Genomic DNA, 19944 nt, shown 5'->3' on the forward strand with positions numbered 1-19944 from the left:
GACGCGGCGCCCCGGCCGGATCGCCCCGGCCGAGGGCCCGCCGCCACCCCGGGCCGTCCCGCGCACTTCGCGGGACGGCCCGGGAGAACGGCCCGAGAACGGCCCGCGAGGACGGCGGGGCCGCGCGGGTCAGCCGCCCATCTGCTGGAGCGCCCAGCCGTTGCCGTCCGGGTCCTGGAAGTAGGCGTAGGAGACGCTCGGCTTCTCCGGGGCGCCCATGACGCTGACCTCGCTGACCTCCACGCCTCGTCCGGCGAGCTCGTCCCGCACCGCGTGGATGTCCTTGACCACCAGGTGCAGGTTCTGGATCGCGCCGGGCGGGGTGTCGACCCATCCCATGCCGAAGCCGATCGAGCAGCCGGAGCCGGGCGGCGTCATCTGCACGATCCGGAAGCCGCCGCCCGGGTTGACGTCGTGGTCCAGGTGGAAGCCGACCTTCTCGTAGAAGGCGATCGAGCGGTCCGTGTCGGACACGGGGATCGGCACCAGTTCGAGCTTGAGTTCCATGGCCGGAATGCCCTTTCACTTGACGATGCGCTGAGCGGTTGCGACGCGTGACGTCCGCGCGCCGGCCCGGATCCGGACCGGCGCCCGGCCCAGCAAACCACGTCGACCCCGGCGGCTGTCTCAGGAACACCCACTCCGGCGCAACCACCCCACTCCACCCCGGATCGCCCTCCGGGAGGGCCTCACACGCCGCCGCGTCACCGTCCCGGCGTCCGCCCCGCACCGCCTCCCCGCCGCCCCCGTCGCCGGGGTCGCACTCCGGGAGAAGCGCGGCCGCGGGGTCCGCCACGACCATGAGGACCGAACGCGCGTCGGCCCGCGCACGCGCCGGACGACCGGCGCCGCCCGCCGACGGACCCGAGCTGAGGGGTGTCCATGACCGAGAACGCGGAACCGCCCGTCGAGCCACCGGCCTCCCCGGGCCCGTACCGTCCGCACGCCGCCGGACGGGTCGTCCGAGGCGTCGCGGCGAGCGCCCTCGCGGGCCTCGCGGTGCTGGTGGGCGCCGCGCCCCCGGCCCTGGCGTCGCCCGCGGTGCAGCCGGTGACCACGTTCGGGAAGGTCCCGGAGATGGGCCTGAAGATGGTGGACGGCGCGGCCCTGCACTGCCCCGCCGGGGTGACGACCTGGTCGCCGATGATCGTGCCGATCGAGATGGTCGTCCCGGAGGGCGCGCCGAACGGGACCATCGACCCCGCCGACGTCAAGAACATGATGGACGACTCGGCGCTCTGGTACCGCGCCCTGGGCAGCACCAAGTCGGGCGGGACCATGATGCTCGACAAGGAGTGGACGCAGGACGGCCGGCGCGCCATCCCCATCACCGGGACCGGACTGCGGTCGGGCACCTACCTGCTGGGCGCGCTGTGCGCCAAGCAGGACCGCGGCCGCCACGTCTACACCCTCGACGCGAACGGCAAGCTCGTCGGCGAGTGGTACGTCGTGACCTTCACCTGGGTGGACGCGGCGCCCGCGGACGGGACCTTCCACTTCGAACGGCAGTACACCTCGCTGTCCGGTTCCGCCCCCGCCTCGGCGCCGGCCCCGACCCCCGCCCCGACCTCCTCGGCCGCCCTCCCCCACCACGACGACGGGTCCGGCGGCATGGGCTGGCCGGGCTGGCTGGGGATCGCGGCGGCCGTCGCGGCGGCGACGGCGGTCGGCGTCGGCCTCAGCCGCCGCAGGCGCCCCGCCGCGCCCGCCGGAGACCTGCCCTCCCCGGTTCCTGGAGCACCCCAACCCCGACGATCTCCGGAGGACAAGTGAAGCGCTTTCTCGCATGGCCGGCCCTCGTGCTGGTCCTGCTGGCCTCGACGACGTTCGCCCCGGCGGGCGCGGCGTCCGCCCAGGCCCCCGCGGCCCCGGCGGCCCGCGCCGCGGCGCCCGGCAGGCAGGTCACCGAGCTGACCGCGGGCGCGGCGCACACCTGCGCGCTGTACGACGGCAAGACCCTGCGCTGCTGGGGTGACAACCAGTACGGCGAGCTCGGCAACGGGAGCAACGCCCCCACGCCGCAGCCCGGCGACGTCCAGGGCCTCTCCGCCACCCCGACGGTCACGCTCTCCCGCGCCGTCCACAACTGCTCGCTCATGAGCGACGCGACCGTCCAGTGCTGGGGCATGAACAAGTACGGCCAGCTCGGGGACGGCACCCTCACCAACTCCAAGAACCCCCTCACCGTCAAGGCGCTGACCGGCCCCGTCCGCCTCCTCGCGGTCGGCGGCGACCACACCTGCGTCGTGTACCAGAAGGACGACAGCACCTGGTGCTGGGGCCAGAACAAGTACGGCGAGCTGGGCGACGGGAAGCTGACGCCCGGGTCCGAGAAGCCCGTCGAGGTCAAGGGCCTGCCCTCCCCGCCGGTGAAGTTCGCCACCGGGGTGTGGCACACCTGCGCCATCCTCAAGAACGGCTCCACCTGGTGCTGGGGGCACAACGAGGAGGGCGAGCTCGGCGTCGGCACCAAGCACCTGGGCTCCCCCAAGCCGGTCCAGGTGAAGGGCCTGCCCTCGACGCCCGTCCAGATGGAGGCCGGGAACTTCCACACCTGCGCGGTGGAGAACGACGGTTCGACGTGGTGCTGGGGCGAGAACAAGTACGGGCAGCTCGGCACCGGCACCGCCAAGATCGTGACCAAGCCCCAGCCCGTCAACGGGCTGCCCGGCATCCCCACCCGCATCATCACGGGCGGCTACCACACCTGCGCGACCTTCGCCGACGGCACCGTGTGGTGCTGGGGCCAGAACAACTTCGGCCAGGTGGGCGACGGGACGAACAAGAACGCGTCCAAGCCCGTCCAGGTGAAGGGGCTCCGGCCCAACCCCACGCTCGTCGTCGGCGGGGGCCTGCACACCTGCGCGGCCTACTCCGACGGCGCGATGAGCTGCTGGGGCCTGAACGCCACCGGCCAGCTGGGCAACGCCTCGGTCAAGCCCGTCGCGATGACGCCGGTCCCGGTGGGCGTGACCGCCAAGGCCCCGGCCGCCGCGCCCGCCGCCGCCAGCAGCAAGGACGACTCGGGCGGCTCCTCGACCGCCGCCGAGGTGACCGGGGTCGGCCTGGCCGTCCTGGCCGTCGCGGGGTTCGTCGCCTTCCTGGTGACGCGCCGCCGCCGCACCTGACGACCCGCGCGCCGGGGCGCGTCCAGACCCGGGCATGACCGTGACGGCCCGCACCGCGGCGGGCCGTCACGCCGTGTCCCCTCGCCGCGTCCCCTCGCCGTGTCCCCTCGCCGTGTCCCCTCGACCCGGGGCTCCGCGGGCGCCTACGCTCGGCGCGGCTACCCGCCGAGTCGTCCGTCCAAGGAAAGGATTCCCGGAATGCCCGACGAGCCGACCGCCGACCAGTTCGTGGCGAAGTTCCTGACCCTCGTCCCGGAGGAGAACCGCGCGCTCGCCGAGCGCAACGCGCTGGTGCGCCGGGACGAGGGCGACGAGGACATCTGGGCCGGGGCCCGGATGGGGAAGATGTTCGCCCTGGCGAAGGAGTTCGTCGACCTGCCCCCGGCGGAGATCGAGCGGCTGCTGGAGAGCACCGTGCACGACCTGCGGATCGGCGCGGTCAGCGTCATGGGCCACCAGGCCGTCCGCAAGCGCACCACCGACGAGCGGCGCCGGGAGCTGTACGAGCTCTACCTGCGGCGCACCGACCGGATCAACGACTGGGGCCTGGTCGACGTCAGCGCCCACAAGGTGGTCGGCGGGTACCTGGTCGACCGTCCCCGCGACGTGCTGTACGAACTGGCCCGTTCCCCCCACTTCTACGAGCGGCGCATCGCCATGTTCGCCACGATCCCGTTCATCGCGCGCGGCGACCTGGACGACACCTACCGGATCGCCGAGATCCTCGTCCACGACGACGAGCACTTCGTCAACACCGTGGTCGGCAGCACCCTGCGGGAGGCGGGGAAGCGCGACCGCGCCCGGCTGGTCGAGTTCCTGGAGCGGCACGCGGAGACCATGCCGCGCGTCACGCTGCGCTTCGCCATCGAGCACATGGACGCCGCGCAGCGCAAGGACCTCATGGGCCGGGCCAAGCTCGCGAAGCAGCGGAAGGCCGCCACCTGACGTCCCCGGCGCTCACGGCACCCTGAGGGGCTCCTCCACCTCCCGGGCGAACCGCTCGCGGGAGACGCGCACGGACCTCTCGGCGGCCTCCCGGTCGTCCCCGGCGCTGATCATCAGCCCGGTGAGCTGGGTCTCGAAGCACTGGTCGGCGTCGTACGGCTCGACGAGGTAGCCGCCGAGCTCGAGGGCGACCATGCCGTGCACGGCGATCCACATCTGGTTCGCCACCAGCATGGGGTCGTCGTCCTGGAAGCGTCCGGCGCCGATGCAGCGCTCGGCGCACCGGGCGACGCCCGCCAGGGTGTAGCGGCCGTGCTGCCGGTCGTTCTCCGACAGCGAGAAGCTGGCCAGGGAGGACGCGCCGAACATCACGGCGTACAGGTGCGGGTTCTCGAGCCCGTTGTGCCGGTAGGCGCGGCCCAGCAGGGCCGTGTCGGCGACCGGGTCGCCGGTGTCGGCGACCCGGCCCAGGCAGTCCTTCAGCCGGGTGAAGCCGACGTGGACCATCTCCCGCACCAGCCCGCTCATCCCGCCGAAGTGGGTGTAGACCGCCATGGTCGAGCAGCCGACCTCGGACGCGACGCGGCGCGCGGACAGCGCCTTGGGGCCCTCCTCCGCCAGCAGCCGCGCGCCGACGTCGACCAGCGCGGGGCGGACGCTGGGGTCGGCGCGGCGTGGGCTCACGATCCGGTCCGGCGGACAGCGCTCCGGCAATTCATGACAAATACTCCCAAACGCCACATAAGGGATGATTCGTCTCATACGCTAGCCAGCCAGGCCGTGACTCCCCGCTCCCAGATTGCGGTTTCCGGCCCGCCGCCCGGGCCCGCCGCCCCGGCCACCGGATCCGCCCGTCCCGGCCCGGTCGGCCGGGACGGGCGGATCCGGGCGCGTCAGCCCTCGGCCGGGACGACCGTGACCGGCACCCCGTTGAAGACCGCGTTGCCGGACAGGCGGTCGAGCACCGCCGCGTCCGTCAGGGCGTTGGCGTTGGCCCCGGCGTTCTCGGCCGCGACCTTCTGGGCCGAGCCCTCGTGCCCCCAGCCGTGCGGCAGGCTCACCACGCCCGGCATGATCGCGTCGGTGGGCTCCACCGGGACCACGACCTCGCCGACGGCCGACCGCACCCGGGCCCGCTCACCGAGCCCGAGCCGCTCGACGTCGGCCGGGTGGACGTGCAGCGTGCACCGGTTGCTGCCGCCCACCAGGGACGGGACGTTGTGCAGCCAGCTGTTGTTGGAGCGCAGCTGCCGCCGTCCGATGAGCAGGGTGTCGGGACGCGGCCCGTCCAGCAGGCCGCGCAGCCGCCCGACCTCCTCGGCGAGCTCGGCGGGCGCCAGGCGGACCCGTCCGTCGTCGGTGCAGACGATCTCCTCGAGCCGCGGTTCGAGGGCGCCGAGGTCGATGCCGTGCGGGTTGGCGCGCAGGTCGGCCAGGGACAGCCCGTACGGGCCGAGCCGGAGCAGCGCGTCCAGCATCAGCTCCGGCCCGCTGTCGCCCTCCAGCTTCGCCCGCGCCGTCGCCACGTCGAGCCCCTCGAACGGCGACCCGGGGATCTGGACGCCCGCGCCCAGCAGTCCCGCCAGGAGCTGCTCGTCGAACGCGCGCGGGTCGGCCTGCGCGCCCTGGCCGGACGCGATCAGCGCCAGCTTGGCCAGGATGTCGGCCTCGGAGAGCTGGTCCGGCTCCAGCGGCAGGACGGCCGGGGAGAACCGGGTGTAGTTGCGCACGGTGACCATGAGCAGCAGCAGGTCGTAGTGCGGCATCTGGAGCATCCGCGGCGGCGGGAGGATGACGTCGGCGAGCCGCGTCGTCTCGTTCAGGTACGGGTCGACGCAGACCATGAAGTCCAGGTCGTCCAGCGCGCGGCCGAGCCGGGGCCCGTCCGGCGCCGAGAGCACCAGGTTGCCCGCGACCGTCACCAGCGCCCGGACCTGCCCCTCCCCGGGCGTCTCGATCTCGTCGGCGAGCGTCCCGACCGGGAACTCGCCGAGCACCTCCGGCAGCCCGCGGACCCGGCTGCGCCAGCGCCCGTACTCGAACGGCTTGGGCCCCCACGGGACCTCCAGCGTCGCCGGCCTGGTGAACATCACCCCGCCGGGACGGTCGAGGTTGCCGGTCAGCACGTTGACGACGTCCACGAGCCACTGCGTCACGGTGCCGAAGTCGGACGTGCACGTGCCGACCCGGGTGTACACGGCGGCGCTCTCGGCCGTGGCGAGCTGCCAGGCCAGCCGGACGATGTCCTCGACCGGGATCCCGCACACCGGCGACACCGCCTCCGGCGAGAAGGCGGACGCCATCTCCCGCAGCTCCGCCAGGCCGGACACGTCGCACCGGATGGAGGTCAGGTCCTCCTCCAGCAGCGTGTGGACGATGGCGAACAGCAGGTAGGCGTCCGTGCTCGGCCGGATGAAGTGGTGCTCGTCGGCGACGCGGGCGGTGCGGGTGCGCCGGGGGTCGACCACCACGAGCCTGCCGCCGCGCTCGCGCAGCGCCCGCAGGCGGCCGGGGAAGTCGGGCGCCGCGCACAGCGACCCGTGCGACTCGGCGGGGTTGGCGCCGATGACGAGGAGCATGTCGGTGCGGTCCAGGTCCGGCACCGAGATCGCGAGCGAGTTGCCGAACATCAGGCCGACCGCGACGTGCTTCGGGATCTGGTCGATGCTGCTCGCGCTGTAGAGGTTGGTGGTGCCGAGGGCCTCGGCCAGCGGGCCCCGGTAGAAGATCCCGCCCATGGTGTGGAAGGTGGGGTTGCCGAAGTACGCGGCGACCGCGTCCCGGCCGTGGCGCTCGATCACGCCCGTCAGGCCGCGCTCGACGGCCTGGAACGCCTCGTCCCAGCTCACCTCGCGCCACTCGTCGCCGGTGCGGACCATGGGGTTCCGCAGCCGGTCCGGGTCCTCGTCCAGCTTCCCGAGGCTGGCGCCCTTGGGGCACACGTAGCCGCCGGAGAACGGATCGTCGGCGTCCCCCCTCACCGACAGCACCCGGCCGCCGTCGTCGAGGGTCATGCTCAGTCCGCAGACCGCGTCGCAGATGGGACAGGTACGGAGGGCTTCTCTCATCGGCGCTCCCGGAGCTCGACGGACCTGGCGCGCCGCGCGCGCACCCATGCGCCCAGCCTCGCGACGCGTCCGATGCCCGGCATCCTCCGGAATGCGCTCCGGACCGGCCCGCGGCCGGCTCCGCCACCGGCCCCGGGACGTCCGAGGGCGGCCGGTCGCGGGGAACGGCCGGCCGCCCGGGGATGCGTCCGCGAGGGTCAGGACACGCAGTTCGCCAGGTCGGACGAGGGGGCCGGGACGCCGGCGGGGCCGAAGAACAGGCCGGCGCACTGCTTGAGGAAGGTCGGGTTCTCCTCGGGGATCCAGTGACCGCTGTCAGGGGCGACGACGGTCCGGACGTCCGACGCGACGTTGGCGAAGGACTGGCCGACCGCCGGGCCGAAGACGTCCGACGCGCCCATCGCCATGACCGGGATCGTCAGCTTCTGCTCGGCGAGCCGCTTGTTGTCGGCGGCGTTGGTCGGGTAGGCGCGGTAGTAGTCGAAGCCCGCGCTGCGGTGGGCGGCGTCGGAGTAGGCGTCGATGTAGGTGGACTGGGCGATCGAGTTGGGGTACTTGGCCGAGCTGAACAGCCACCCCAGGTAGGTCGCGACGTGCGCCCGGTCGTTGATGAGCTGCTCGGGCACCGGGTTGCCGGTCATGTTGAACATGAAGTGCCAGCTCAGGCCGTAGGCGCCCTCCAGGCCGAACCCGTTGAGCGGGGCCTCGAGGACGGCCATCCGGGACACCTCGCCGGGGAAGTTCCGCGCGTACGGGTAGGCGACCAGCGAGCCGACGTCGTGGGCGAGGATGGCGACGCTCTGGTACCCGAGCCCGGTCACGCCCTGGTGGACCTTCGACGCGACGCTGATCGTGTCGTACTTCCCGTCGGTGGAGACGGCGGAGCCGCCGAGACCCGGCAGGTCGAACGCGATCACCGTGTGCGTCTTCGCCAGCTCGGGCATGACCGAGTGCCATTCGTACCAGGTGTTCGGCCAGCCGTGCAGGAGCACCAGGGCGGGCCCGCTGCCGCCCCTCACATAGTGCAGGGACCCGCCGTCGACTTTGACGAATCCCTCGCGGAAGCCGGTCAGGCCCGAAAGGGCACTCGACGGCGTGGGCGCCGCGCCCGCCGTGACGGTCGAACCGATGAGCAGGGCCGCGACGGCGACAAACGCGCCGACGGCAATGCGGAGCCTGCGGGCGCCCGCGAGCACCCTCGAACCGAGATTTCGCTGGGAATACATGCCAAGCTCCCTCTCACAGACGGGGAAACGTGGTACCGAGATCCGGCGACAATGCGCCAGATATTACGTCGGCGGCGGGCGAAGCGCATTAGGTGCGACGCGCGGATTTTCGACACTTCCGCGCCGCGGCGCGCGCCGTCCGGCCGGGGAAGTCCGCGCGGGCCCGCCGGCGGGCCCGCGCGCGCGGCGCCCCGGGTCCCCCTCGCGACGATGTCGATCATGTTGGGAGCGCTCTCGCCTGCGCGCCGCGGGACCGGCGCCCCGCCGGGCCGTCCCGGGCCGATCCGGCCCCCCGTCATCGAACCGGCGTGTCGGCGGTTTTATCCGCCCGCCACATGGATAAGAAAGACTGAATGGCCCTCATTGCGGCGGCCGGACCAAACCTCTGGACCTCACCCGGACGGCGGTGATCCATATCACACGCCACGCCATTGTCAAAACTCAGCGCCATTGTTCTGGACTCGGAGCCCTGCTACCCAGCGTCACTTTCCCTGCCATTTCCGCGATGCCCCTGCACGCCATCTGCGGGAATGCCGGACGATTCGAAAAGACCAACCGATCGGTAACTCTCACTTTCTGTGACAGGGACCGGGATGTGGGACGCAGGGTTGCGCAAAAGCGACGAATCGGTTTGTAATGGCGTGCACCCCCCACTCGGGACAACGGCCGTTGTCCGAGTGCGGCGACTCGGGGCATGTTCCGTTCCGGAAGCGTGGAGGAAATCCATGGCACGCGGCACCGCGCGTTGGACCGAACCGAAGACGACCGAAACGCGTCCGGCCGATGTCTCCGCAGGCCCCGGCGAGAGCGAGGCCGTCCGCGTCCCGATCGCCTCGCTGCAGCCCGCCGACTCCCCGCGGCTGCGGGGGGTGGACCACGAGCACGTGCTCCGCATGGCGGGCGTCGACGCGCCGCTGCCGCCGATCCTGGTGCACCGCCCGACGATGCGGGTGATCGACGGGATGCACCGGCTGCGCGCGGCGAAGCTGCGCGGCGACACCGAGATCGAGGCCTTCTTCTTCGACGGCAGCGCCGCCGAGGCGTTCGCCCGCGCGGTGGAGCTCAACATCGCGCACGGCCTCCCGCTGACCCTCACCGAGCGGCGCGCCGCCGCCGCGCGCCTCCTGGCCGCCGAGCCGCAGGCGTCCGACCGGATGGTCGCGGCCCGGACCGGCCTGTCGGCCCGGACGGTCGCGGCGGTGCGGCGTTCGACCGCGCGCATCCCGCAGTCGAACACCCGGGTCGGCGCGGACGGCCGGGCGCGGCCGGTGAGCGGCGCCCTCGGACGGCGGCTGGCCGCGCAGATCATCAGTGACCGGCCGGAGGCGTCGCTGCGCGAGGTCGCCCGCACGGCGGGCATCTCGCTGTCCACCGCGCACGACGTCCGCAGGCGGCTGCGCGAGGGCCGGGACCCGGTGCCCGACGGCGGCGCGCCCCAGCCCGCCGAACCCGTCCGGGCGGGCGCGGGCTCCCGCCGGGGCGGGACCGCGCCGTCCGGCGGGCCGTCCGCCGCCGCGTCCACCGCGTCCGGCCCGTCCAGACCCGCCCCGCCTGATACCCCGTCCCGCCCGGCCAGATCCGCGGCGCCGGACGGCGCGGCCCAGCGGCCGGTCGGGCCCGCCCAGGTGCGGGAGGTCCTGCTCCGGCTGATGAAGGACCCGGCGCTGCGGCTGACCGACCCCGGCCGCGAGCTGCTGCGCGTGCTCAACGCCCAGGCGCTCGCCGCCGACGACTGGACCGGCCTGGCCGAGGCCGTCCCGAGCCACGCCCGCGAGGCCGTCGCGGGCCTCGCCCGCCAGAGCGCCATGGCCTGGCAGCGCTTCGCCTCCGCCCTCGACGCGGACTGACCCACCCCCCGCGGACCACCCGCCCCCCGCCCCGCACTCCCCACCCCGCGACGAGCCCGCCCCGCACACCCCCGCCCGCTCGCGCGCCCCCGCCCCAGGCGCGTCCCCACACCATGCGCGTCACCGCCCGATGCGCGTCACCACGCCACGCGCGTCCCCGCCCGCCTCGCCCGCGCCTCTGTGGCCCGCCTTGAACGGGCCGCCCCGCGCGGGCCGTCCTGGTTGGACGGCGCGCGGGGGACGGTCCACCGGGTGGGTCAGGCGTCGTGGACGGTCATGTGGAGGCCGCCGCGGATGCGCAGGGACAGCATCGGCTCGGGTTGGACCGGGCGCTCCGGCACCGCCTTGAGGCGCAGGTCGCGGGAGATCAGCGCGAGGACGAACACGGCCTCCAGCATCCCGAGGTTGTTGCCGACGCAGAACCGCGGTCCCGCGCCGAACGGGATGTAGGCGTAGCGGGGCCGCTCGTTCGGGCGCGCCGGGTCGAACCGCTCGGGGTCGAACCGCTCGGGATCGTCCCAGTACTCGGCGTTGCGGTGCAGGGTGTACGGGCTGACCAGGACGTCCGAGCCCGCCGGGACGTGGTAGCCGCCGACCACGTCGTCCTGGAGCGCCTGCCGGGTGAGGATCCACACCGGCGGGTACAGGCGCATCGCCTCCTGGACGACCATGGCCGTGTACGTCAGCCCGTGCAGGTCGTCGTGGACGGGCGGCCGGTCGCCGAGCACCGTGCGGGCCTCCTCGCGCAGCCGCCGCGCCACCTCGGGATGCCGGTCCACCAGGTACAGCGACCAGCCGAGCGTGCTGGCGGTGGTCTCGTGCCCGGCGAGCAGCAGCGTGACCAGCTCGTCGTGCAGCCGCCGCGCGCCCACGGCCGGGTCGGGCTCGGCCCGCGTGGACGCCACCAGCCGGGACACCACGTCGTCGGCCTCGGGCGACCAGCCGGGGCCGCGCTCGGCGACCAGCCGGTCCACGACGTCGCGCAGCTCGGCCCTGGCCCGGCGGAACCGCAGCTGCTTGGGCAGCGGCACCCAGGTCGGCACCTTGCTCAGCGAGACCATCTCGAACATCGCCTGGTCCTGGACGGCCTCGAAGGCGTGCCCGACCGACGCGTCGGCCCCGCCGAGGTCGGCGTCCAGCAGGGTGCGGCCGAGCACGCCGAGGGTCAGCCCGGTCAGCTCGCCCGTCACGTCCACCGGCCCGCCGCCGCGGTGGGCCCGCAGCCGTTCCACCAGGCCCGCCGCCTCCTCGGCCACGACCCCGGCCTGCGCGGCGATCCGCGCGCTCTGGAAGGCGGGCTGGATCGTGCGGCGCTGCTTGCGCCACAGCTCGCCCTCGCTCGTCAGCAGCCCGTCGCCGAGGGCGCGGCGGGCCTGCTGGAGGCCGAGGCCCTTGTGGTAGTTGGCCGCGTTGTCGGCGAGGACGTGCTTGGCGTGGTCGGGGTGGTTGAAGATGTACATCGTGCGGGGGCCCGCGGCGACCCGCACCGCGTCCCCGTACTCGGTCACCGCCTCGGTCATCAGCGCGAGCCGGTCCCGGACGAGCCGGGCCAGCACCCCCGGCATCGCGCGCCGGGGCGGGCCGGGCGGCACCCGTCCGGTCCCGGCGGCGGGCCGCTCCTGGTGCACGGTCATCGGGGTTCCTTCCTCCTGCCGAACTCCGGGCCGGTCACGGCGCCTCGCACGACGCGGGTCAGGGCGCCGTGCGAGGCGCCGGTCCCGGCGCGGGCCGCGGCGTCGCCGGTCACAGCGGCACCTGCGTGGGCTCGGGGCTGAGCCTGCGGAACCGCCCGTCGTGGAACACCAGGGCGTCGGGGTCGCGGCGGCTCGCCGCCAGCAGGCGGCCGACGAAGATGGTGTGGTCGCCGCCGTCGTAGCCGCGCCACCTGCGGCACTCGAAGGACGCCAGCGCGTCGGTGACGAGCGGCACGCCGGTGCGCTCGCCGGGCTCCCAGTCGATCGCGTCGAACTGGGCCATGCCGAGCGGACGCCGCCGGTCGGCGAAGTGCCGCGCGACCTTCTCCTGGTCGGCCGCGAGCACCGAGACGCCGAAGTACTCGGTGTCGAGCAGCGCCGCGTGCATCACCGCCTCGAGGTCCACGCACACCAGGACGAGCGGCGGGTCGAGCGACACCGAGCTGAACGAGTTCGCCGTCATCCCGTGCGGCCGGGCGCCGCCGCAGGTCACGATGGTGACGCCGGTCGCGAACGCGCCGAACATCCGGCGCAGCTCCTTGGTGTCGAACCGCGCGTCGAGCCCTGCGTCGAGCCCCGAGTCGAGCCCCGCCTCGGCCCCCGCCACGAGCCGCCCGTCCGGCTCGGCGTCCGCCGGACCGGGCACGGGCGGGGACGGGTCGGATGCGGCGGTCATGCCGTCCGCCCCGCGTCGGTGAGGGCGGCCGGCTGGAACGGCCGCAGCGCGCGGACCAGCGCCTCCGGCACCCGGGACGGGACGGTCCGGGTGTTCGGGCCGCGCATGCACGCGACCCGCTGCCGTCCCCGGGCGATGAGGGTCTCGCCCCCGCCCGGGTCCAGCCGGACGTAGTCGAAGCCGAACTCCAGCTGGGTCTGCGCGAGCTCGACCAGCCGCATCCGGACCGACAGCTCGTCGAACGCGGTGATCTCGGCGAAGAACTCGCAGTCCACCTTGAGGGTGAAGAGCTTCAGGTCCTCGTAGAGCTCGGCCAGCACCTCGGGGGCGAGGTCCTTGAGGAACATCTCCCTGCACCGGCCCTGCCAGCGCAGGTAGTTCACGTAGTAGACGTTGCCGACGAGGTTGGTCTCCTCGAAGCCGACGATGTGCCGGTACTCGAAGTAGTCGCTCACTGGCTGCCTCCGGTCAGGACGGCGAACACGACCGATCCGGGACGGTCCCGCAGGGTCGTGGCGAACGTGGCGACCCGGAGGCCGCCGGACGCGAGCACCGCCCAGCCCTGCCGGGGCCGCCCGGCGGCGGTCAGCGGCGCGTCGTCGGGCAGGCCCGCCTTGCGCAGGCACTCGGCGGCGGCCCAGACCCGGGTCGCCGCGACGTCGGGCTCCTCGTCGAGGTCGCGGGCGAGGACCCCGGCGAGCCCGTGGTGGGCGCCGAGCAGCCCGGCCCACTCGTCCTGCGGACGGGTGGCCACGGCCTCGACGTCGCAGCTCACGGTCGTGTCGGACGCGACGCAGAGCGTGAGCCCGGCCCCGTGCGCGGCCGACAGCGTGCCCGCCTCGTCGGTCTCGGGCCGTCCGTCCGCGCGGTACCGGACCTCGACCGGGCGTCCGAGGGCCCGCCCGGCGGCCCGTGCCGTCCGCGCCCGCCGCGCCGCCACGTCCCCGCCCGGGGCATCAGGTTCGTCCGGTTCCACGGCGACGGCGGCCTTCAGGCCGAGCACGTCCTCGACGGTCCGCTCCAGGTAGGAGCCGAGCAGCGGCGGGACCCAGGGGCCCCGGCCGTCGGTGCGCCGGACGGCCTGCAGGCGCAGCCCCTCCCAGCGTTCGACGGCGTTGCCGTCCGCGTCCCGGACGACGATGTCGTAGACGTAGGTGTCGCCGTCGCGCTCCCGCTCGGTCGCGCAGTACCGCAGGACGCCCTGCCCGGACGCCCGGTCGCCCGCCGGGTACAGCCGCTCGATGCCGGTCGGCAGCAGGGTCGCGTCGGGGACGCAGACCTGGTTGCCGTGCATCAGGGCGTCCCGCATGCCAGGGTCGCCGAGCAGCAGGCGGTCGGGGAGGAATCCGGCGAACCAGTCGGTCGGCTCGGTCGCGACGTCCGCGTCCACGTGGCGGGCCGCCGCGCGGTGGTAGGCGCGCAGCCGGTGGAAGCGCCCGCCCTGGAACAGCACCCCGCCGTACAGCTCCTCGGCCGGGTCCAGCGGGACCACGGGCAGGCCGTCGCCCACCTGCTCCGGCGGCCCGTCCGGCACCGTGGGGACGGCCTGGTCCCCGGTGGCGCCGAAGCGGAGGCGGGCGCGGAAGTGGTCGGTGGCGTAGCCGGTCTCGGCGCTGCGCAGCGCGACCTCGACGGTGTCGTCGCCGGTGACGGCCGCCGCGACGCGGACGACCGTGGTGCCCTCCGGCGGGACGACGACCGGGCGCTCGAACTCGGCGGCCTCGATGACCGGGACGTCGGCGCGTCCGGCGGCGGCGGTCCCGGCCTGGACCATCGCCTCCATCCCGAACACGGCGGGCAGCAGCAGGTTCCCGTCGAGGAGGTGGTCGGCCAGGTAGCGGTCGGTGCCCGCGTTCAGCTCCACCTCGGTGACCAGCTCGACGCCCGGGTAGTGGACGAGCGGGCGGCCGAGGAACCGCAGCAGCGGCAGGTCCTCCTCCGCGCGCCGGACGGTGTCGACGCGTCCGGTGCGCCCGCTGACCACGACCACCTCGGGGGCGTCGGGGTCGGCGAGCAGCCGCCGCATGATGTCGACGCCCTGGTCCGGCGGGATCGGGGTGATCCCGTCCCGGCTGAGGGACTCGACGACCGACAGCCGCTCGCCCATCCCGACGCCGGACCAGACCGACCACTCCAGGCAGAGGCAGCGGCAGTCGGGATGCCGTCCGGCGACGGTCTCGGTGAGGTCGGCGAGCCACTGGTTGGCCAGCGCGTAGTGCGCCTCGCCCGCCAGTCCGGCGCGTCCGATGATGCTGCCGAAGGTGACCAGCAGGCGCAGCCGGCCGGTGTCCACCGCGTCCAGGACGGCCTGGAGCCCGTCGATCTTGGGGGCGAGCGCGCCCCGCAGGGCCGCCTCGTCCAGTCCGGCCAGCCCGACCGGCTCGTTGCGCCCGGCCCCGTGCAGGACGCCGGTCACCGGGCCGAGCTCGCGTTCGGCCTCCTCGACCGCCGCGCGCACCTGGTCGGCGTCGGTGACGTCCGCGCGCAGGTACCGGACCCGGACGCCGCGCTCGGCCATCCGGGAGAGGTTCCCGGCCAGCTCGGCGTCGGCGTCCGGGGCGGAGCGGCCGAGCAGGGCCAGCGCCGCGCCGGAGTCCTCGGCGAGCGCCAGCGCGCACTCGGCGGTGATGCCCTTGCCGCCGCCGGTGACCAGGACGACGTCCTCCGGGCCGAGCGGGGCGACGGTCCGGGCGGCCCGGACGGGCATCGCCCGCAGGGTCGGCACCCGCCGGACCCCCGCCGCGTCGTACCGCGCCTCGCTGAACGCGGTGGTCGCCGCCGCCTCGGCGACGATCCACGGCACCGCCGCGAGGTCGTGCGGGACGGTCACGACGGTGACCTTGACCCGCGGGTCCTCCAGCCGCAGCGTCTTGGCGATCGCGCCCGCGCCGCGGTCGTGCTGGACGAGCACCAGACGCGGCCCGCCGAGGGCCGCCTTGGCCCCGGCGAGGACCGTTCCGAGGTCCTCCTCCGCGCAGTCGGGCGGCAGGCAGACCAGCACGCCGCCGCCGATCCGCGCCTCCCGCAGCGCGCTCGCGAGCGGAGCGGCGAGCGGGTGGCCTTCCGGGGCGAACACCCGCCACTCCCCCGCCTCGGTCTCGGACGACGCGTCCGGGACGGGCTTGGGCGTCTCATCGAGGTCGATCGAGAACGCGCGGACCCAGGACGCCGCGCCCGCGACGACCGGGGTCTCCGCCGCGCCTCCGCCCGACTCGGCGAGGGTGTCGAGGACCTCGGCGAGCTCGGCGAGGGTGGCGGTGGCGAAGTTGGTGGGCGCGCTGCCCGGCCGGACGCCGAGGCTGAGCGCGGCCTGGTTCATGATCTGGCCGACCGTGATGGAGCTGAGGTGCAGGTCGTCCAGGAACCGGCTGTCGTCGCGGACCGTCTCGGGCGGCAGCTCGGCGCGCTCGGCGGCGAGCCGCCGCAGGATCGCGAGGCCGCCGCCCTCGCCGGGCTCGACGGGCGCGACGTCCGGCGTGGCGTCCCCGGCGGGCCGGGCGACGTGCTCCAGGGTGACCTCGGGGGCGCGCTCGCAGGGGCTGGCGAGGAACGAGAACTCCGCGCCGATCTCCAGCGGCCGGACGAACCGGCCCACGAACAGCGCGCCGTGGTCCACCGGGACGCCGCGGACGAAGGCGGTCCCGACCACGCGCAGCAGCGAGGTCAGCGATTCGTCGTCGGTGTCCAGGGCGACGGCCGGGACGTCCAGGACGGTCCCCGCGAGCGTGCTGAGCGTCCGGCCGGGGCCGACCTCGACGAACAGGTCCACGTCCTTGCCCGCCAGCTCCAGCGCCTGGCTGAACCGGACCGGGTCCGCGATCTGGCGGCGCAGCAGCGCGCGCAGGTCGGTGCCGGGGCTCAGCGGCTCGCCGGTCACCGTGGACACCACGCGGCCCTCGACCGCGCCGAACTCCCGCCCGTCCAGCCACGCCTCGAAGGCGTCGGCGGCCGGGGCGACCAGCGGCGAGTGGAAGGCGTGCGAGACGGCCAGCCGGGTGCAGCCGATCCCGGCGCGCTCCGCGCCGAGGACGACCGAGTCCACGGCCGCCGCCGGTCCGGCGACGACGGTCTGGTTCGGGCCGTTGTACCCGGCGATGACGACCGGGGAGTCGGCGAGGAGCGGGGTGACCACGTCCGCCGGGGCGGCGATGCCCGCCATGGCCCCGTCGCCGGTGCTGTGCTCGGCCATGGCCCGGCCGCGCGCGGCGGCGAGCTCGGGCAGAGCGTCCGCGCCGACCGCGCCCGCCCAGTGCAGCGCGGTGATCTCGCCGAGGCTGTGCCCGACCGCGACGTCCGCGCGCAGGCCGAGGGCTTCCAGGACGCGCAGCCCGGCGAGCGAGCCGGTCGCGATGCGCGGCTGCGCGACCTCGGTCGCGGTCATGTCGCCGGTCTCCGGAAGCCGGACGCGGGAGTACACCGCGTCCGCCTCGGTGAACCGGCGGCGGAGCGCGCCGCCGGTCGTGGAGCGGCCCGAGCCCTGGCCGGGGAACAGGTACCCGACCCGGGCGGGACGGGTGACGTGGCCGAGGAACGCCGAGCCGTTCGGGGCGAGCAGCGAGGTCTCGCCCGCGTCGAGGGTCTCCAGCAGCCGCCGCAGGCCGCGTTCGGCCTCGGCGGGCGACGGCGCGACCACCGCCGCCCGGTAGGGGCGGTCGGACAGCCGCCGGCGCGCGGCGTCCGCGACGTCGGCGAGCTGCGCGTACGACAGCGACGGCACCCAGTCGGCGAGCTCGGCGACGCGGGCGCGCAGCTCGCCCGGGGACCCGGCGTCGAGCAGCAGCAGCTCGGCGTCCTGCGGGGACGCGGCGAGCGCGCGGGTCGTGGCGTCCAGGCCGGACCGGCGGGTGGGCGCGCCCTCCACGACGATGTGGGTGTTGATGCCGCCGAAGCCCATCGCGGTGACCCCGGCGCGCACCGGCACGCCCTCGGGCCACGGCTCGGCCTTGCGGAGCATCCGCAGCGTCGCGCCGTCGTCGGTCAGCACCGGATGCGGGTCCACGCATCCCGTGCTCGGCGGCAGCACCTGGGCGTCCACGGCGAGGACGGCCTTGATGAACCCGGCGACCCCGGCCGCCGCCTTGGTGTGGCCGATCATCCCCTTGATCGAGCCGATCGCCGCGCGCTCCGGGCCCCCGCCCCCCTCGGCGCGGGCTTCGGAGAGCGCGGTCAGCTCGGTGGTGTCGCCGACGGCGGTGCCGGTGCCGTGCCCCTCGAACAGCGCGACGGTGTCGACGCCGAACCCGGCCTTCTCGTAGGCGCGCCGGAGCGCCAGCCGGTAGCCGCTCACCTCGGGACGGGTGATGCCGCCCTTGCCGTCGGACGAGATGCCCCACCCGGCGACGGTCGCGTAGACGCGGCGGCCCTGCGCGCGGGCCTCGTCCTCGCGCATGAGGACGACCATGCCGCAGCCCTCGCCGGGCCAGAAGCCGTTGGAGTCGCGGTCGTACACCCGCATCTCGCGGCGGGCGAGCGCGCCGGTCTTGGCGAAACCGATGATCTCGAACGGGTCGATGGACAGGTCCACGCCGCCCGCGACCACGACGTCCAGCTCGCCCTCCAGCAGCGCCCGGCAGCCGGTCGCCACCGACAGCAGCGAGGACGAGCAGGCCCCGTCGACGGTGTAGCCGCCGCCCTTGAGGTCGAAGTAGTTGCAGACGCGGCCCGCGATCGTGTTGGACAGGCCGCCCGCGAGGCTGTCCTCGTCGATGGCCGGGAAGGGCTCCTTGTACCGTTCCTCCAGCTCGGCCATGAACGGCCCGAGCCGGTCGTCCTCCCAGCCCTGGTCGCGCAGCGCGGCGGCCAGGGTCCGGCGGACGTACGGCCAGCGCAGCCGCATCAGGTTCGCGCGGGCGAACTCGCCGGTGAGGGTGTTGCCGACGACGACGCCGGTCCGCTCGCGCGGGAGGCCCTCACCGTCCTGGAATCCCGCGTCGGCGAGCGCCCGGCCCGCCACGTCCAGCGCCAGCCAGTGGGTCAGGTCGGTGGAGCGGTAGGTGCTGCCCGCGATCCGGTGTCCGACGCGGTCGAACTCGTAGCCCTCGATGACGGCGGCGTTGCGGGCGTAGAAGCGGTCGGGCGCGGCGGGGTCGGGGTCCCAGTAGTCCTCCAGCCGCATCCGCTCGTCCGGAAGCCGCCGGAAGGCGCGCCTCCCGGCGAGGACGTTCTCCCACAGCTCGCGCGGCGAGGCGGCGTCGGGGTACCGGCACGCCAGGCCGACAACGGCGATCCTGCTCATGCGAAATCCCTGTTCTCCCTGCTCGTCCGGCACGTCGTGTCCCGCGACCGAGACGCCGCCCGCGCGGACGCCGCTCGTCTCGGCGGCGCCCGTCCCGGGGGCGCTGGTCCCTGCGGCGCTCACGCGAACTCGGCGGCGATGCGCTGCCGCCACGTCTCGTAGGCGGGCACGAGGCCGCTCCTGCCCTGGGGCGGATGGTCGGCGTCCTCCGGCAGCTGCTCCGCGCAGACCATGGCGGCGCGCTCCGGGGTCGTCCCGCAGAACACCTGGGTGGCCAGGCCCACGTGCGGCACCATCAGGCCGGCGCGCAGCCGGGCCTCGGCGCCGAACGCGCTGCCCTGCGCGAGGATCGGCCGGTGCGCCCCGGCGCGCTCGCGCAGCCGGACCAGTTCCTTCTCCTCGACGCCGCCCGCGTAGGTGGCGGCCAGGCCGACGCCGCCGTACAGGTCGGAATGGCGGTGCTCGGGGAAGCCGTCGACGGTGTCGGCGACGAGTTCGGCGTCGGTGCCGCACACGAACCACAGCGCGCGGCCGATGCCCTGGTCGATCACCCGAAGCGGGTAGCCGTCCGGCCCCGAGCCGCCGGGCCAGGGGAAGGACGCCTCGCGGAACCGCTCCCGGACGTACCGGTCGGTGTGGAAGTACGCCTGGTGGAAGCCGTAGCCGTCCAGGACGAGCCACCGCAGCAACGGGTCGGGCGCGTGCAGCGTCCGCCACCGGAACCGGGGCAGCCGGGCCATCGCCCAGCCGATCCCCACATAGGCCATGTAGACGTGGGGGGCGCCGGGGCCCGCGAGGAACTCCTCGGTCCGGCCACGGCCGCCGCCGGGCAGCCCGTCCAGGACGGCGAGGCCCATCGCCGCGCCCTCGTAGGCGAACCCGCGAAAGCGCGTCGGCACCTGGTCGAGCCGTTCCTTCGTGGCCGCCGCCGAGGGGGCCTCCATCGCGTCCGCGTAGGCGTCCACGAAGGTCGCGCCTATCGTCTCCAGCAGGCCGCGCGCCTCAGGATTCTTCACATGGAAACCACGGACGTCCATCCGCGTCTCAGATTTCTTCGGCGTGAGAATCCGGCTGCGGAGCCTGCGCCACTGATTCGCCAAGATGTGCTCCCCGCTTCGGTGCCCG

At 74.6% G+C, this 19944-nt stretch carries 13 protein-coding genes; 4 read left to right on the top strand and 9 right to left on the bottom strand.

The annotated features are described in order from the left end of the window. Positions 1-129 precede the first annotated feature (129 nt). On the bottom strand, positions 130-507 hold the full coding sequence (locus P696_RS0119545; RefSeq protein WP_026413645.1) for a VOC family protein: 378 nt from the start codon (positions 505-507) through the stop codon (positions 130-132). Positions 508-882: 375 nt separating this feature from the next. On the opposite strand from P696_RS0119545, the gene P696_RS56980 reads away from it, so the two are divergent. The 3 genes from P696_RS56980 to P696_RS0119560 all read left to right on the top strand — a co-directional run bounded on the left by P696_RS56980 (position 883) and on the right by P696_RS0119560 (position 4073). Continuing rightward, positions 883-1773 (top strand): hypothetical protein, encoded by an 891-nt coding sequence (locus tag P696_RS56980; RefSeq protein WP_170026502.1) that lies wholly within the window; start codon positions 883-885, stop codon positions 1771-1773. Next, positions 1770-3128 carry an RCC1 domain-containing protein gene (locus tag P696_RS46745; protein ID WP_170026522.1) on the top strand — a complete coding sequence of 453 codons (1359 nt, stop codon included), beginning with the start codon at positions 1770-1772 and terminating at the stop codon, positions 3126-3128. The genes P696_RS56980 and P696_RS46745 overlap by 4 nt, the downstream gene beginning before the upstream one ends. Positions 3129-3326: 198 nt before the next feature. Next, positions 3327-4073 (top strand): DNA alkylation repair protein, encoded by a 747-nt coding sequence (locus tag P696_RS0119560; protein ID WP_026413647.1) that lies wholly within the window; start codon positions 3327-3329, stop codon positions 4071-4073. A gap of 12 nt (positions 4074-4085) precedes the next feature. Here the strand turns inward: P696_RS0119560 and P696_RS46750 are convergent, their stop codons facing one another. The 3 genes from P696_RS46750 to P696_RS0119575 form a co-directional block, all read right to left on the bottom strand. Continuing rightward, a complete protein-coding gene (locus P696_RS46750; protein WP_034485920.1) occupies positions 4086-4757 on the bottom strand; it encodes a TetR/AcrR family transcriptional regulator in 672 nt (223 codons plus the stop codon). Between the two features lie 209 nt (positions 4758-4966). Continuing rightward, the gene (locus P696_RS0119570; RefSeq protein WP_342669025.1) at positions 4967-7189 is read right to left on the bottom strand and encodes a molybdopterin-dependent oxidoreductase; all 2223 of its coding nucleotides are present in this window, start codon (positions 7187-7189) and stop codon (positions 4967-4969) included. Between the two features lie 149 nt (positions 7190-7338). Beyond that, the gene (locus P696_RS0119575; RefSeq protein WP_084337799.1) at positions 7339-8367 is read right to left on the bottom strand and encodes an alpha/beta fold hydrolase; all 1029 of its coding nucleotides are present in this window, start codon (positions 8365-8367) and stop codon (positions 7339-7341) included. A gap of 725 nt (positions 8368-9092) precedes the next feature. Here P696_RS0119575 and P696_RS46755 point away from each other — a divergent pair. Beyond that, positions 9093-10214 carry a ParB N-terminal domain-containing protein gene (locus tag P696_RS46755; RefSeq protein WP_051467892.1) on the top strand — a complete coding sequence of 374 codons (1122 nt, stop codon included), beginning with the start codon at positions 9093-9095 and terminating at the stop codon, positions 10212-10214. A gap of 257 nt (positions 10215-10471) precedes the next feature. Here P696_RS46755 and P696_RS0119585 read toward each other — a convergent pair whose 3' ends face one another. The 5 genes from P696_RS0119585 to P696_RS0119610 form a co-directional block, all read right to left on the bottom strand. Then, on the bottom strand, positions 10472-11848 hold the full coding sequence (locus P696_RS0119585) for a cytochrome P450 (RefSeq protein WP_026413650.1): 1377 nt from the start codon (positions 11846-11848) through the stop codon (positions 10472-10474). Positions 11849-11957: 109 nt separating this feature from the next. Then, positions 11958-12584, bottom strand: a complete 627-nt coding sequence (locus P696_RS46760; protein WP_084337801.1) for a flavin reductase family protein — start codon at positions 12582-12584, stop codon at positions 11958-11960. Next, on the bottom strand, positions 12581-13039 hold the full coding sequence (locus tag P696_RS0119600; RefSeq protein WP_026413651.1) for an acyl-CoA thioesterase: 459 nt from the start codon (positions 13037-13039) through the stop codon (positions 12581-12583). The genes P696_RS46760 and P696_RS0119600 overlap by 4 nt, the downstream gene beginning before the upstream one ends. Then, positions 13036-18942: a type I polyketide synthase gene (locus P696_RS0119605; RefSeq protein ID WP_245627726.1), complete on the bottom strand. Its 5907-nt coding sequence runs from the start codon at positions 18940-18942 to the stop codon at positions 13036-13038. Before P696_RS0119605 ends, P696_RS0119600 begins: the two co-directional genes overlap by 4 nt. Then, positions 18939-19919, bottom strand: a complete 981-nt coding sequence (locus P696_RS0119610; RefSeq protein ID WP_084337803.1) for a DUF1702 family protein — start codon at positions 19917-19919, stop codon at positions 18939-18941. The genes P696_RS0119605 and P696_RS0119610 overlap by 4 nt, the downstream gene beginning before the upstream one ends. Between the last annotated feature and the right edge of the window lie 25 nt (positions 19920-19944).

Source organism: Actinomadura oligospora ATCC 43269 (genome assembly GCF_000518265.1).
GTDB classification, from domain to species: Bacteria; Actinomycetota; Actinomycetes; order Streptosporangiales; family Streptosporangiaceae; genus Spirillospora; species Spirillospora oligospora.